13 protein-coding genes are annotated in these 13,442 nt (G+C 73.0%); 7 read left to right on the forward strand and 6 right to left on the reverse strand.

The genetic code is table 11. The features are described from left to right. Window positions 1-34 precede the first annotated feature (34 nt). A complete protein-coding gene (locus tag ACYVHU_RS22620) occupies window positions 35-715 on the forward strand; it encodes a trimeric intracellular cation channel family protein (protein ID WP_078764069.1) in 681 nt (226 codons plus the stop codon). Window positions 716-806: 91 nt separating this feature from the next. Here the strand turns inward: ACYVHU_RS22620 and ACYVHU_RS22625 are convergent, their stop codons facing one another. Further along, complete coding sequence (locus tag ACYVHU_RS22625) at window positions 807-1,715, reverse strand: LysR family transcriptional regulator (RefSeq protein ID WP_144390306.1); 909 nt, start codon at window positions 1,713-1,715, stop codon at window positions 807-809. Window positions 1,716-1,928: 213 nt separating this feature from the next. Here ACYVHU_RS22625 and ACYVHU_RS22630 point away from each other — a divergent pair, with 213 nt between their 5' ends. Further along, entirely contained in the window at window positions 1,929-2,858 is a 930-nt protein-coding gene (locus tag ACYVHU_RS22630; RefSeq protein WP_078764068.1) for a threonine/serine dehydratase, read from the forward strand. Window positions 2,859-3,348: 490 nt separating this feature from the next. Here the strand turns inward: ACYVHU_RS22630 and ACYVHU_RS22635 are convergent, their stop codons facing one another. Next, window positions 3,349-3,654, reverse strand: coding sequence for a 4a-hydroxytetrahydrobiopterin dehydratase (locus ACYVHU_RS22635; protein ID WP_432940240.1), 306 nt, complete (start codon window positions 3,652-3,654; stop codon window positions 3,349-3,351). Window positions 3,655-3,821: 167 nt separating this feature from the next. On the opposite strand from ACYVHU_RS22635, the gene ACYVHU_RS22640 reads away from it, so the two are divergent. Further along, the gene (locus ACYVHU_RS22640) at window positions 3,822-4,514 is read left to right on the forward strand and encodes a lysophospholipid acyltransferase family protein (RefSeq protein ID WP_394330086.1); all 693 of its coding nucleotides are present in this window, start codon (window positions 3,822-3,824) and stop codon (window positions 4,512-4,514) included. 226 nt (window positions 4,515-4,740) lie between these two features. Here ACYVHU_RS22640 and ACYVHU_RS22645 read toward each other — a convergent pair whose 3' ends face one another. Further along, window positions 4,741-5,340: an ATP-binding protein gene (locus tag ACYVHU_RS22645; protein ID WP_078764064.1), complete on the reverse strand. Its 600-nt coding sequence runs from the start codon at window positions 5,338-5,340 to the stop codon at window positions 4,741-4,743. Window positions 5,341-5,650: 310 nt separating this feature from the next. Here ACYVHU_RS22645 and ACYVHU_RS22650 point away from each other — a divergent pair, with 310 nt between their 5' ends. Together ACYVHU_RS22650 and ACYVHU_RS22655 are read left to right on the forward strand one after the other, a co-directional pair. After that, window positions 5,651-6,502, forward strand: coding sequence for a helix-turn-helix domain-containing protein (locus tag ACYVHU_RS22650; RefSeq protein WP_327309353.1), 852 nt, complete (start codon window positions 5,651-5,653; stop codon window positions 6,500-6,502). Continuing rightward, the gene (locus ACYVHU_RS22655; protein ID WP_078764062.1) at window positions 6,453-6,644 is read left to right on the forward strand and encodes a DUF397 domain-containing protein; all 192 of its coding nucleotides are present in this window, start codon (window positions 6,453-6,455) and stop codon (window positions 6,642-6,644) included. The genes ACYVHU_RS22650 and ACYVHU_RS22655 overlap by 50 nt, the downstream gene beginning before the upstream one ends. 366 nt (window positions 6,645-7,010) lie before the next feature. Here the strand turns inward: ACYVHU_RS22655 and ACYVHU_RS22660 are convergent, their stop codons facing one another. After that, window positions 7,011-9,392 (reverse strand): ABC transporter permease, encoded by a 2,382-nt coding sequence (locus ACYVHU_RS22660; protein ID WP_498949452.1) that lies wholly within the window; start codon window positions 9,390-9,392, stop codon window positions 7,011-7,013. Continuing rightward, window positions 9,392-10,159, reverse strand: a complete 768-nt coding sequence (locus ACYVHU_RS22665; RefSeq protein ID WP_498949453.1) for an ABC transporter ATP-binding protein — start codon at window positions 10,157-10,159, stop codon at window positions 9,392-9,394. Before ACYVHU_RS22665 ends, ACYVHU_RS22660 begins: the two co-directional genes overlap by 1 nt. A 110-nt stretch (window positions 10,160-10,269) precedes the next feature. Here ACYVHU_RS22665 and ACYVHU_RS22670 point away from each other — a divergent pair, with 110 nt between their 5' ends. Then, window positions 10,270-11,490: a sensor histidine kinase gene (locus tag ACYVHU_RS22670; protein WP_498949454.1), complete on the forward strand. Its 1,221-nt coding sequence runs from the start codon at window positions 10,270-10,272 to the stop codon at window positions 11,488-11,490. Continuing rightward, a complete protein-coding gene (locus ACYVHU_RS22675) occupies window positions 11,475-12,122 on the forward strand; it encodes a response regulator (protein WP_078764057.1) in 648 nt (215 codons plus the stop codon). Before ACYVHU_RS22670 ends, ACYVHU_RS22675 begins: the two co-directional genes overlap by 16 nt. Window positions 12,123-12,273: 151 nt before the next feature. On the opposite strand, the gene ACYVHU_RS22680 is transcribed toward ACYVHU_RS22675, so the two are convergent. After that, entirely contained in the window at window positions 12,274-12,801 is a 528-nt protein-coding gene (locus ACYVHU_RS22680) for a PH domain-containing protein (RefSeq protein WP_498949455.1), read from the reverse strand. Window positions 12,802-13,442: the final 641 nt, after the last annotated feature.

Below are 13,442 nucleotides of genomic sequence, written 5' to 3' on the forward strand. Positions count from 1 at the left end.
CCCGGAAACCGGGCCGAAGAAAAAGGAGGAGGTCATGGACGTCACCACCGCGCCGACGCCGGCCCCCTTCAACCTGCTGCTCGCGCTCGACCTGCTCGGTGTGTTCGCCTTCGCGTTGGACGGCGCGCTCACCGGGATCCGCTCGGCGCGCGTGGACATCGTCGGCGTGGCCGTCCTGGGGGTGACCACGGCCATCGGCGGCGGGATCATCCGCGACCTGCTGCTCGGGGTGACCCCGGCGACCTTCGGGGACTGGCGCTACCTGGCCGTGGCGATGGCCGGGGCGCTGCTCGCGTTCTTCCTGGGCCACCGGATGGACCGCCTGGCCACCCCGATCGCGTTGGCCGACGCGGCGGGGCTGAGCCTGTTCTGCGTGGCGGGGGCCGCCAAGGCGCTGGAGCACGGTTTCGGCCCGGCGCAGGCGGTGATCCTGGGCGCGATCACCGGCGTGGGCGGCGGCACGCTGCGTGACGTGCTGATCAACCGCATTCCGGTGGTGATCTCCCGGGACAGCGACATCTACGCCATCCCCGCCTTGCTCGGCGCGGGCGCCTTCACGGCCGCGGCCGTGATGGGTCTGCCCGGCGCCTGGACCGCGGGCGTCTCCGCGCTGCTGTGCTTCGTCATCCGCGTGGTGGCGGTGCGCTACCGCTGGAACGCGCCGGGGCCTCCCGGGACACGACGCGGGGAGGCGCCCGGCCGGGACGGGCGCTGAGACCCTTCTCTCCTCGGCACCGGCATCGGCGTTCGGCGGGGAGCACAGCCCGCCGGCCGGCCCCGTCCTGCTCTTTCCGCTCCCCTCTCCGTCAGCCGAGGGCACCACGGGCCGTGGCGCGCAGGGTCGCGACCATCGCCGGTACGGGGTCACGGGGCCGGATCCGGTGGACGACGTAGATCGTGCGGGCGAGGTCGTGCCCGCGCAGCCGGGCCGTCCGCCAGCCTCCCGACACCGAGGCGCGCAGGATCGTGCGGGGTACCAGGCCGACCCCCAGTCCGGCCCGGATGAGCGCGAGCACCACCTCGTAGTCGCGCGTCTCGTAGACGACCTCGGCCGTCACCCCCTCGGCCGCCGCGGCCTCCTCCAGCGTGGCGCGGTTGGAGATGCCGGGCGCCCCGCAGATCCACTCCTCCCCCTCCAGGTCGGCCAGGCGCAGGTCGGCGCGGCCGGCCGCGGGATGGCGCTCGGGCACCACCAGCAGGAGGGGGTCGACGAGCAGGCGTTCCCGGTGCAGCCCGGTGGCCGCGGGCAGGACGGCCCCCGGGTAGTGGTGGGTGATGAGCAGGTCGAGGTCGCCGGCGACGACGAGCCCGTACCCCTCGGGGGGTTCCACGTCGGACAGGGCGAGCCGGACGTGGGGGTGGGCGCGGCCGAAGGCCACGAGAGCCGCGGGGACCAGGGTCTTGCCCGCGCTGGCGAAGGCGCCGAGCGACAGTCTCCGGGGCTGCCGTCCCGCCGCGGCGCGGACCGCGGCCTCGGCGTCGCGCAGCTCCCCGAGGGCGCGCTCGCCGTGCTGGAGCAGGATCCGCCCCGCCTCGGTGAGGCGCGCGCCCGAGCGTCCCCGCTCCACCAGGGTGCATCCCAGCTCGCGTTCGAGTTTGGTGAGCTGCTGGGACAGCGCGGGCGGGGTGAACCCCAGGCGGGTGGCCGCCGCCGAGATCGACCCGGCGTGGGCCACCTCGACGAACACCCGAAGCCGGTTGGCGTCCAAGGTCATGTCGTCTCCTCGGGGCGGCCGAGTCGCGCGTGTGCCTGCGGCGCGGGCGACCATGCCGCTACGCTGGCGAAACGTGCGCGACGAGCGTCATGCCGGCCGGACGCCGGAACGGTCGCGGGCTCCGCGCGCCACCCGTCCTGACGCAAAGCCCTGCTTAATCGTCGTTAGCAAGGCTGGCTTCATCTTAAAGATCGGCACAGGCAGAGTGGGAACATGACTTCGACCACGGCAGTCCCGACCTCCCTCCCGACCGCCACGGACGTGGGCGCGGCGGCCGAACGCATCGCCGGCCGCGCTCGCCGCACCCCCCTGCTGCACGCCACCGTCGACGGCCGTCCACTGACCCTGAAGCTGGAGCACCTCCAGCTCACCGGGGCGTTCAAGCTGCGCGGCGCGCTCAACGCGATGCTCGCCGCGGGCTCGCCCGCGCGGGTCGTCACCGCTTCGGGCGGCAACCACGGGCTGGGGGTGGCCACAGCGGCGCGGCTGCTGGGGACCGAGGCGGTGGTCTATGTCCCCGTGACGGTGCCCGAGGCCAAGGCGCGCCGCCTGGAGGCGTCGGGCGCCGAGGTGGTGCGGGTGGGCGCCGACTACGCCGCGGCGGCGACGGCTGCGGCGCGGCGGGCCGAGGCCGAGGGGATCGCCTACCTGCACGCCTACGACCACCCCGACGTGGTGGCCGGACAGGGCACGATCGGGTTGGAGATCCGCGCCGACGCCCCCGAGTGCGACACCATCGCCGTCGCCGTGGGCGGCGGCGGGCTGGTCGCCGGTGTCGCGCTGGCGGTGGAGGGCGGGTGCCGCACCGTGGCCGTGGAGCCGAAAGGGTGCCACAGTCTGCACGCGGCCCTGGAGGCGGGTCGGCCCGTCGACACCTCGGTCGACTCGGTCGCCTCGTCCGCGCTGGGCGCCTCCCGCCTCGGCGAGGTCCCCTTCCAGGTGCTGCGCGACCATCCGGTGACCCCGGTCCTGGTGGACGACGCCGAGATCCTCGCCGCGCGCGACCGGTTGTGGGAGGAGTTCCGCATCGCCGCCGAGCCCGCCGCCGCGGTGCCGTTCGCGGCGTGGCTGGCCGGCCGGGTCCCCGGCGAGCACCCGTGCCTGGTGGTGTGCGGCGCCAACGCCGACTGGACACCGGCCTGAGGGCGCGGATCGGCCACGGGACGGGAGCGGGGAGGTGGGCGCGCCCGTCCGGACCGGCGGGAGGGTTGCGGGGCGGGACGCGCCTTCCACGCTAGGAACCCGACGCTCGTGGAGCCGGCCGGCGCCGCGTCGTCGGGCCGGGAGGGTGGGCGCCGGCCGCGGGGGCCGGTGCTGTCGGCTCTGCCGGGGCCGGCCCGAAACGACGCCTGACCCTCCGCCGGCGCGTCCGGGCCGCGGTGATTCCGCGGTCCGTTCCGCGTCCACGTATCGCTCGACCAGGCGGCCCCTGCCCGCGGCCGGGGCGTCCCCGGCGCGGCGGAGGGGCCGTCGCCGTCCCGCTCGCCGACCTCCCCGGGCCCCTGCGGCGTGGCCTCCCCGCCGCGGTCTGGCGGGTCCTCCCCGACCGCCGGGCCACCGGTCTTGGGGGCCGGGCCGCGAGGACCGCCGGACGGGACGGAGGGCGTCCTTCGCGAGGGCGCGGAGTGTGGGGTCAGGGCGCCGGCGGCGCGGCGTCGGCGCCTCCCATCTCGATGGCCCTGTCGATGCGGGCGGCGACCTCCACGTCCGTGGCGGTGACCCCGCCCGCCTCGGGCGTGGTCACCCGCAGCACCACCCCGTTGGGGGTGTCCACCATGGCGACGTGGTCGGCGTCCTGGCCCGCGACACGCTCGACGGTCGCCTTGAAGCCGGCGGGGTCGTCCGTGGGCGCGAGCCGGGCCAGCGAGTCGACCTGGTGTTCCCACTCGGCGAGCGTGGCCAGTGCGACCGAGATCTCGTCGTCGGACAAGGTGCGCATCGTCGGTTCTCCTTCGTGTGCTGCCCTGCACTGTCGCGTGGGCCGCCCCTACCCGCTTCCACCGGTCGATCACCCCTCCCCGCTCCGGTGATCCCGGGGCGGCGCGGTCCGGGCCGGCGATAGGTTTGCCTGGGACCCGCCCTCGGTCCACGCCTGCGGCTTTTCGGATGCGGTTGGAGGAACCGGTGCTCTACGACATGACCCGGCGGATCGGCTCGCTTCTGGGCAGAGCGGTGTACCGGCCGACGATCGAGGGAGTGGAGCACATCCCCGCCACCGGTCCGGTCCTGCTGGCCAGCAACCACCTGTCGTTCTGCGACAGCGTGGTCATCCCCCTGGCGGTACCGCGCCGGGTGCGTTTCCTGGCCAAGGCGGAGTACTTCGAGGGGGCCGGGGTCCGCGGACGGCTGTCGAAGGCGACCTTCTCGGCCCTGGGAGCGGTGCCGGTGCGACGCGGCCGGGGCCGTGACGCCGTCGACGCGCTGGAGATCGGCCTGCGCATCCTCAAGGACGGCGAGGCGTTCGCCATCTATCCCGAGGGCAGCCGCTCCCCCGACGGGCGGCTCTACCGCGGTCGGACCGGTGTGGCGCACCTGGCGTTGACCTCCCACGCCCCGGTGGTCCCGGTGGCGCTGTCGGGCACCCAGGAGATCCAGCCCATCGGCGCGCGGTTGCCGCGGGTGCGGCCCATCCGCATCCGTTTCGGCGCTCCGCTGGACTTCTCGTTCGGTTACGACCACCTCAAACCCGGGCGGGCCCGGCGCGTGGTGACCGATGAGATCATGGCCGCCATCCAGGCCCTGTCGGGGCAGGAGGAGGCCGGCGGCTACAACGAGCACGCCTCGCGCGCGGAGGGGTGACCCCTCTCCCGCGCTCCACGCCCCTGCGGCATGGGGACCTGCATGGGGACCTCTCCCGGTCCGCGATGAGCGGTGGGCCGCCGGCCGGGAAGGCGACGTGTCCTTCGCCGGCCCGACGGAGCGGGCGGCGAAGGTCTTCGGTGGCGGGGCGTTCCCGTCGACGCCCCGCCGCGAGGCGGCCCGGGACGAGCGCCCGCCCGCGCCCGGGACCGGCGCGCGGACGGGGTCATAGATCGAGCCGGGTGTTGTCGCCCTGGTGCTGTCGCGCGGTGGGCCGCAGGCAGCGGAGCTGCTGGGGCCAGTACCGACGTGTCGTGTCGCGCCGGGGAAGCGAGGGACGCTCGCCGCAGGGAGGGGCGTCCTCCCCGTGGTGGGCGGCGCCCTCCTGCCCGGTCCCCTCCCGGGAGCGGCGGTCCGGCCGCGCCGACCAGGTGAGCAGGACGAAGGTGCCGTGTTCGAGGGGTTCCAGGGTCCGGTACTCCGCGGCCAGTGCGGTCACCAGGAGGAGCCCTCGTCCCCGCGTCGAGTCGGCCGGCGCCTTCCTGACCCGGACGGGCCCCCGGACGCGGGGCGGACCGGTCCGGATGTTCACCGAGACCCCCCGCTCTCCGACGTCGACGTGGAGTTCGAACGTGCCCCCAGGGTCACCGCTGCGGGTGTGCTGGATGGCGTTGGTGGCCAGCTCCGAGACGATCAGCTCGGCGTCCTCGATGATCCCGCTGGGCACCACGGCCTCCGATGCCGTCCACAGCGTCGCGACCAGGAAGCGGCGCGCGGCGGCGACGCTTTCGGGGACGCCCGGGAACCGGGTGGAAAAAACCGTCATATCGCACCCGCCTACTTCTGACACCAGAACACGCGCGGACAAATGTGAACAACTTGCCGATACGCTTTAAACGGCAATTCCCCCAACAAGGGAACCATCGTCATTCTGGCGATATTCCGCCTCATTCTCCTCGCCTACCCCTCCACGCCGAGGCCGAGGTCCGTCACCGGTACCCCCACCGGACGGAACCGTTTTCCCTCAAGAACGACACTGGCCTGTTATGACTTCTGACCTCAACCGATCTCACTCGACGGTAAAGTATGGTCACGCCGGGTGAAGATTGGTGAACCCATAGCGATGGCAGGTGAACATGACACGCGCCCCTCACCCTGTCTGGCGACGTTTCGGTGAAACACTTTTACGGATACGCAGCGAGGCGGAAGTAACCCAGGGGCGATGTGCACAGGCCTGCCGCGTGGTCCCCTCCATGATCAGCCAGATAGAGACCGGCGTGAAGAAACCTCGCCGGGAACACGCCGTGGCGCTCGACCGGGAACTGATGACCGGAGGGGAACTCACCGAGTTATGGGACAACCTGTTCCGCGAGATACAGAGTCCCTCATGGTTTCAAGACGGCCTCCTGCTGGAACGCGAGGCCACCGAGATCCGTGATTACCAGACCCTGATCCTGCCCGGGCTGTTACAGACGCCGGCCTACGCGCGGGCGATCCTGGCGACCGGCACCTGGCACTTCAAGAGCGAGGACCCGGAGAGCCGCGTGGCCGCCCGGATGAAACGGAAGGAGATCATAGGCCCAGGTGGCCCCATCCTGTGGTTCGTCGTGGGGCACGAGGCTCTGCGTCGCGAGGTGGGGTCGCGCGAGGTGATGCTGGAGCAGTTCCGGCACCTGCTGGAACTCATCGAAGCCGGGAACATCCGCTTCCAGGTGACGATGCCGGATTCTCCCACCCACCTGGGAACGAGCGGATGTTTTCGGACGATGTCCTTCCATTCAAAGCCACCCGTCGCTTTCGCCGAATATGTGACTGGAGAGCACATATTACGCAGGGAAAGCGACGTCAGATCTTACAATATGCTCTTCAGCATGCTGCAGGGAGAGTCTTTCTCCAGCAGTGAAAGCGCAGCCGAAATACGAAAGAGAATCGACCAGTATGAACAGGCCCGTCAACCTCGACTGGCACAAGAGCAGCTACAGCAATAACGGCGGAAACGCCTGCGTCGAGGTGCTCCTGGGAGAGGAGATCCTCGTACGCGACACCCAGAACCGCCCGCTCGGACACATCGCCTTTCCCGGATCCGAGTGGGCCTCCTTCCTGGCGGATGTGAAGTCCGAACGCCTGTAGCCCAGAAGGAGCGAACACCCCCTCCAGCACAGAAGGGGGTGTTCCAGGCCGGACGACGAGAAAAGGACCTTCGCCGGAAATGCCACGAAGCGTCCTTGTCTCATCGGCGGCACGGCCCTCGATCCCCGAAAAGTCCGGCGACGTCCACGGAGGTTCGCCGGACGCCGGATCAGCGCGTTCCCGGCCGCGTGAAAAGCGCGCACCGCCCGACCCGTTCGGCCGGGACGCCCCGCCCCCCCGACACGGGGTGCGGCCCCCTGGAGCGAGGGACCCGGCCGGCCCCGCCCTCGGCCGGGGCGGAGCAGGGCCGCGCGTCCCGTCTCCCGGAAAGGACCCCCGGCGCGGACCGGCCTGGCCGCCCTCGCCCTACTCCTCTCCCCTCGCCGCCGCCCACCAGGTCACGGCCGCGCTCGCCCCGACCGCGAGCGCGAGGGAGCCGAGAACCACCGCGGCGAGATAGGAGGGGCTGACCTGGAGGCCGACCTCCGTGGCGGTCGCCTGGGACAGGCCCGAGGCCATGCCGGCCAGCGGGGGAAGAGCCGCCAGGATCCCCAGCAGCGCGCCGACGGCGACGACGACACAGGTCTCGGCGGCGGAGTACGACAGCAGTTGCCGTGTCGTGGCCCCCGCGGCCCTCATCACGGCGAAGTCGCGCCGCCGCCCGCGCGCGGCCATGGTCACGCTGTTGGCCATGGCGATCCCGCCGTAGCCGACGGCGACGACGATCAGCATGGTCGCGAGGCTGTCGGTCAGTCTCGCGTCGGTGTCGTAGTCGTCGAGCGCGTATCGCACCGCGTCGTGCACGGCCGTACCGGGGACGACCGATGTGGGCTCCGCCCGCGCCGGGACGAAGATGTCGTCGGTGAGCGCCGCCGGATCGTGCGCGCGCACGAGCTCACGGGAGACCACGAAGTCGCCCCGGCCCGGATCGTCGGGAAGGACCTGCGCGACGCGCAGCCTGACCGTGGCACCGTCGGCGAAACGCACCTCGTGGTCGTCACCGGCCTCCACCCCCAGCAGCCGCGCCGTCGTCGCGCCGAGCACCGCCTGCCCCGGCCTGTTCCAGCGCGGATCCCGCGAGCCGAGTACGTCGATGACCGTGAGCTCGCCGTCCGCGTCGCGGACGAAGGACCGGGTCGGCAGGGCCGCCTTGCCCACGGGATTGGCGTCGACCACCTCGTCGGTGTTGCCGGGCGTCCCCTGCGGGGTGACGATCACCTGCCCTTCGAGGGCCAACGCGGCCCCCGCCGGATAGGCAGCGCGCATCGTCTCCACCATGCCGCTGAGCAGGACGGCGAAGCCGACGACCACGATGACCGGAGCCGCCAGGGACGCCGCCCGGGGCGCTCCGGCGCGCAGCTCCGCGCGCACGAGGAGTGCGGTGGCCGAGGCGCGGCGCGCGAAGGGCAGGGTGAGCACCCGTCCGACGGGAGCGACCACCACCGGGGCGAGGAGCGCCGCGGCCACGATGAGCGTCATCGTCGTCAGGACGGCCGTGTTGACGCGGTTGTCCGCGCCGGCCGCCGCGGTGACGACGGCGAGCACCACGCCCAGGCCGAGCACGACCAGGCCGACCGTCCGGCGCGTCCGCCCCGTCGCGGGGTCCTCGACCTCGCTGTCCGACAGTGCCTCGACCGGCGCCACCGCAGCGATCCGCCGGCCGGCCCACCAGGCGCCCAGGAGGCTGACGCCGACGCCGATCGTGGCGGCGGTGAGCAGCGGCCACGCCGCCACCCTCAGGTGGAGTTCCGGCGGTGTCACGTCGAGCCCCACCAGGATCCCGCGCAGCAGCGGCGCGGCGCCGAGGCCCACCGCGCATCCGGCGAGCGAGCCCAGAAGGCCGATGGCGCCCGCCTCGCCCAGGATCATCCGGCGCACCTGGGACGGGGTCGCGCCGATCATCCGCAGGAGGGCGATCTCCCGGCGCCGCAGCCCCGTGGCCAGGGCCAGCAGGGAGGCGACGACGAACACGGTGGTGAAGAGGCCGAGCGCCGCCATGGCGCCGATGAGCTGCGTGCCGAGGAACCGCTTGTGCGCCATGTGCTCGGGCTGGAGCTCGGAACGGTCATCGCCCCAGACCACGCTCGCCTTGTCGCCGACGACGTCGCGGGCCTCGGCGGCGAGCGCGTCGGCGGACACGCCCTCGCCGGCGACCAGGGCGATGGAGCGGACCCCCGGTTCCTGCCGGGCGGCGAAGTCGTCCGTGAAGTAGTAGCCGGGACCGTCCACGGTGCCGACCACGTGGAAGGGGGTGCGCCCGGCGGTGATGTTCACGGTGAGGGTGGCGCCCACCCCCACTCCCAGCGCCCGGTCCACCACGACCTCGTCGGCCGCGGCCGGCGCCCGCCCGGTGCGGAGCTCGTAGGGTGCGAGGCGCGCGCTCGACCAGCCGTGTCCCGCCTCCAGAGCCCCCTCGTCCTCGACCGGTTGGCCGTCGAGGAACGCCTGCGCGTAGAACGAGCGGTCCGCCACCACCGAGGCCACGCCGGGCAGGGCGCCCAGTTCACCCATCAGCGGTCGCGCCTCGTCGGGGCTCCACGGCACCCTGTCCTTGGGGACTCCGTCCGGGTCCAGCGCCTGCGGGGGGAGCACGAGCACGGAGGCGGCCGCCAGGCGGGGCTCGACCCTGGGCCTGGTGGAGTCGTAGACGACCAGGGTCGCGGTGGTCAGCGCCACGCCGGTCAGCACCGTGACGAAGGTCGCCAGGAACCCGCTCCACCGTTCGCGGAGGTTCGACAGGGCCAGCATCACGCCTCCAGCCGGGCCATGTGCGTGGCGATGGAGGCGCCGTTGCGGACATCGGAGTCGGATTCCACGACGATCCGGTCGGCGATGCGGCCGTCCTTCAGGAAGACGACGACGTCGGCGACCGCCGCGGCCGTCGGGTCGTGGGTGACCATGAGGGTGGTCTGCCCCTCCTCGTCGACCAGCCTGCGCATCGTCTCCAGCACCTCGCGGGAGGTGGCGGTGTCCAGTGCCCCGGTCGGTTCGTCGGCGAACAGCACGGCCGGCCGGGTCACGAGCGCCCGGGCCAGCGCGACGCGCTGCTGTTGTCCTCCCGACAGCTGGCCGGGCCGGTGTCGGGCGCGTTCGGCCAGTCCGACGGCGGCGAGCGCGGCGTCGACCTCCTCGCGGGGGACCCTGCGCCCGGCGAAGCGTGCGGGGAGTTCCACGTTCTGCGCCGCGGTCAGCGACTCGACGAGGTTGAAGGACTGGAACACGAAACCGATGTGGTCACGCCGCATCTCGGTGCGTTCCCGCTCGGAGAGCCCGCCGATGTCGACCCCGTCCACCACGACCCGGCCGGCGGTGGGCCGGTCCAGTCCGGCCGCGCACTGCAACAGCGTGGACTTCCCCGACCCCGAGGGGCCCATGATCGCGGTGAAGGAGCCGCGCGGGAAGCCCATGGTGACGCCGTCCAGCGCGGCGACGGAACGGTCGCCGCGGCCGTGCACCTTTCGGAGGTCGTGCAACTGGACCGCGTCTGATGTGTGTGTATGTCCGACGGTGATCATGCCGTCGATCCCACCGCGCCGGCCGCCGGCGCCGCACTACCACGCGTCCCACTTCACAAGTACAGCCAGCTCTACTCAGAAAGGGCGGGCCGGTGGGGTACCTTCTTCGCGTGCGTCCCCGAACGGCCTGGCAGGCGATGGCGCAACGGCCCCTCAGGTTCCTCTCCTCCGGCTGGCCGTGGCGCTCGCTGGCGTACCTGGTCACCGGTGTCGTGGTCGGCGCGGTCGCCGTGGGGGTGTTCGTCGCCGGGCTCGTCGCGGGCCTGGTCCTGCTGGTGGTCCTGGTCGGCGCGGCCCTGCTGGTCGGCGTCGTCCTCCTCTCGATCGCCGTGGCGGCGGTCGAGCGGTTCCGGCTGCGCCTGGTCGACCTGGACGGGATACCCGACCCGCACCGGCCGCCGGCGGAGCCGGGCCCGCGGGCCTGGCTGTCGACCCGTCTCACCGAACCCGCCACCTGGCGCGAGCTGCTGTTCACCCTGGTCTCCGCGGCGGCGTTGTGGTGGGTGGACCTGCTGGTGCTCGCCTTCTCCTTCGGGCTGCCCGTCCTCACCTTCGTGTCCATCGACGGCGCCACCTGGCCGTGGGCCGTCTTCGGCGCGGTCGTGCTGGGCGCCTCGCCCTACACCGTGACGTCGTGGGCCGGCGCCCGCGCCGCCCTCGTCCGGACCCTTCTCGCCCCGCGCGACCACGAGCTCGGGGAGTCCCTCCGGGAGGTCCAGGCGTCGCGGGCGCGGCTCATCGACCACTTCGACGCCGAGCGCGTGCGCATCGAGCGCGACCTCCACGACGGCGCGCAACAGCGCCTGGTCTCCCTCGGCATGACGCTCGGCCTGATGCGGCTGGACGTCGCGGAGGGCTCTCCCCTCGATCGACGGCTCGCCCAGGCCCAGGAGCAGCTCTCCGGCGCCCACCGGGAGCTGCGCGACCTGATCCGCGGGCTCAATCCCCCCGTCCTCGCCGACCACGGGCTGGTCGCCGCGATCGAGGACGGGGCGAGCCGCTGCCCCATCCCCGTCACCGTCGACCTGGAGCTTCCCGGACGGCTTCCCCGGCACCTGGAGACCAACATCTACTACCTGGTCAACGAGGCGATGACCAACATCGTGCGGCACAGCCACGCCCGGACCGCCGAGATCCGCGGACGCTACCGGTCCGACCTGCTGGTCCTGGAGATCAGGGACGACGGCCGCGGCGGCGCCGATCCGGCCGCCGGCTCCGGCCTGACCGGGCTCGCCGACCGTCTCACCGCCCTGGACGGCCGGATGCGCGTGTCGAGCCCCCTGGGCGGTCCGACCCTCCTGCACGTGGAGATCCCATGCCACTTCGCGTGATCCTCGCCGAGGACTCGACCCTGCTGCGCGAGGGGCTGGTCAGCCTGCTCCAGCGCTTCGGGCACGTGCCCCTCGCCGCCCTCGGCGACGCCGACGCGCTCACCGAGGCGGTCCGCCGTGACCGGCCGGACGTGGTGATCACCGACGTGCGGATGCCCCCCTCGAACGGGGACGACGGCCTGCGCGCGGCCGTCGCCCTGCGCGAGGAGCATCCCCGGCTTCCCGTGCTCGTCCTCAGCCAGTACGTGGAGCGCTCCTACGCCCTGCGGCTGCTCGACTCGCACGGCGGCGCCGCGGTCGGCTACCTGTTGAAGGAGCGCGTCAGCGCGGTCGGCGACTTCATGGCGGCGCTGGACCGCGTCGCCGCCGGGGGGACCGTGGTGGACCCCGAGGTGATCCACCAGCTCGTCCGGCTCCGCCGGGACCCGCTGGAGCGGCTCAGCGCCCGCGAGAGGGAGGTCCTGGGCCTGATGGCGGAGGGGCGGACCAACGCGAGCATCGCGGCGCACCTGTTCGTCAGCGAGGCCGCCGTCAACAAGCACATCGGCAACATCTTCAGCAAGCTCGACCTGCCGGTGGACACCGACGGGCACCGCCGCGTCCTGGCCGTGCTGGCGTTCCTCAGGTCCTGATCCCGCGCGCGGCCGGGGCCGCCGCGCGTCGGCGGCGGTCACGCGGCCGGGGACACACCCGCGCGCCTCACCCGCGCGGCCCGACCCACCGGGCGGCGTCCCCGCCGACGGGACCGCGACCGCGCGCCGCGTCCCGCCTCGGCCGGTCCGCTCACAACCGGTTCGCGATCAGGCCGAGCTCTTCGGGGGAGATCACCCCGCGGTCCCGTAGCTCCTTCAACAGGTCGAAGCTCGACACCCCGGCCAGCGTGCCTGGGGCCGGCGGCGTCGGGACGGGCGCGACGGTGCTCCGCTCTCGGGCCATGGCCGCGTGCAGCGCGTCCACCAGCGCCTTGCCATCGGGTTTCTGCACCTGGATGATCTCGCTCTTGATCCCGGCCGCGAACACGACGATCCTGCCGAGCAGGATCCCGCTCATCCACTGCGCGGCGGTGATCGCCTCGAAGGGGAAGATCTCCATGACCCGGCCGGTCAGCGCGTCCCGGACGAACAGCAGGCGGCGGTCGGTGAGGGCCGCCAGCCCGGTCCCCCCTTCGTACACGCCACTGGCCAGATGGGTGACCGTCTCGCCCTCCTCCAGGTTCTCGGCCAGCTTGCGGATCTCACGGTTGGATCCGACCCGGTGGGTCATGCGTTCGCGGGCCGCCCAGATATCGGAACGGAGTGGGCCACCGACCATGAAGAACTCTCCTTCGCACGTGGAACGTCGACCGCTGCGCTCCGGACAGGCTCCCATCCGGGGGCTGGGAGCACAGCAGAGGCCCCTCATCAGGAGCGGTGGTCTCCCGGGGCCGTCGCGACACAGGTGATCGACCGGCTGGGGTCAGGGGGCTTGGCGGGACGTTCGGCCAGGGCCTCCCAGCCGAGCGTTGCGCGTGGTCGGCCGTTCGGCCTGGCGGCTGTGGACCGGCAGGCCGGCGCCGTTGGGAAAACACCGCCTCCGCCAGGCCGTTGGCGGACGATGCCGCGCCCGCCCCCGATCCTTCCCGGGCCGACCTTCAGTGATCGAGCGGTCCCATGTCAGCGGCACGGTCACCAGGACCGCGACGCTCCTGACGGCCGACGGCCCGCCGATCCGCCGCCCTCGCCGCCGACGGCCACCGCGACGTGGACGCGCCCGTGCGGGTCGATCCCCGCTGTCGGCGACGCAAGGGGCCTCCTGCCGGTCGCCGCGGCCCACGGGACAGAGACGGGCACCCAGGCCAGGGACAGACCTGTCGCGGCCGACGGCCCGGCAGGCTTCTACCGGGCCACTCCCGGCCAGGACTCCCGCTCCGCGGGGCACCGCCGGGGACACGCCAACAGAGAGTCCCGCGGACA

This window comes from Marinactinospora endophytica (genome assembly GCF_054780875.1).

Coding starts and splice junctions, on each gene's coding strand:
- ACYVHU_RS22630 (WP_078764068.1), top strand. CDS start 1,929: ATGACTTCGACCACGGCAGTCCCGACCTCCCTCCCGACCGCCACGGAC.
- ACYVHU_RS22635 (WP_432940240.1), bottom strand. CDS start 3,654: ATGCGCACCTTGTCCGACGACGAGATCTCGGTCGCACTGGCCACGCTC.
- ACYVHU_RS22650 (WP_327309353.1), top strand. CDS start 5,651: ATGACACGCGCCCCTCACCCTGTCTGGCGACGTTTCGGTGAAACACTT.
- ACYVHU_RS22645 (WP_078764064.1), bottom strand. CDS start 5,340: ATGACGGTTTTTTCCACCCGGTTCCCGGGCGTCCCCGAAAGCGTCGCC.
- ACYVHU_RS22620 (WP_078764069.1), top strand. CDS start 35: ATGGACGTCACCACCGCGCCGACGCCGGCCCCCTTCAACCTGCTGCTC.
- ACYVHU_RS22655 (WP_078764062.1), top strand. CDS start 6,453: ATGAACAGGCCCGTCAACCTCGACTGGCACAAGAGCAGCTACAGCAAT.
- ACYVHU_RS22625 (WP_144390306.1), bottom strand. CDS start 1,715: ATGACCTTGGACGCCAACCGGCTTCGGGTGTTCGTCGAGGTGGCCCAC.
- ACYVHU_RS22665 (WP_498949453.1), bottom strand. CDS start 10,159: ATGATCACCGTCGGACATACACACACATCAGACGCGGTCCAGTTGCAC.
- ACYVHU_RS22675 (WP_078764057.1), top strand. CDS start 11,475: ATGCCACTTCGCGTGATCCTCGCCGAGGACTCGACCCTGCTGCGCGAG.
- ACYVHU_RS22640 (WP_394330086.1), top strand. CDS start 3,822: ATGCGGTTGGAGGAACCGGTGCTCTACGACATGACCCGGCGGATCGGC.
- ACYVHU_RS22660 (WP_498949452.1), bottom strand. CDS start 9,392: ATGCTGGCCCTGTCGAACCTCCGCGAACGGTGGAGCGGGTTCCTGGCG.
- ACYVHU_RS22680 (WP_498949455.1), bottom strand. CDS start 12,801: ATGGTCGGTGGCCCACTCCGTTCCGATATCTGGGCGGCCCGCGAACGC.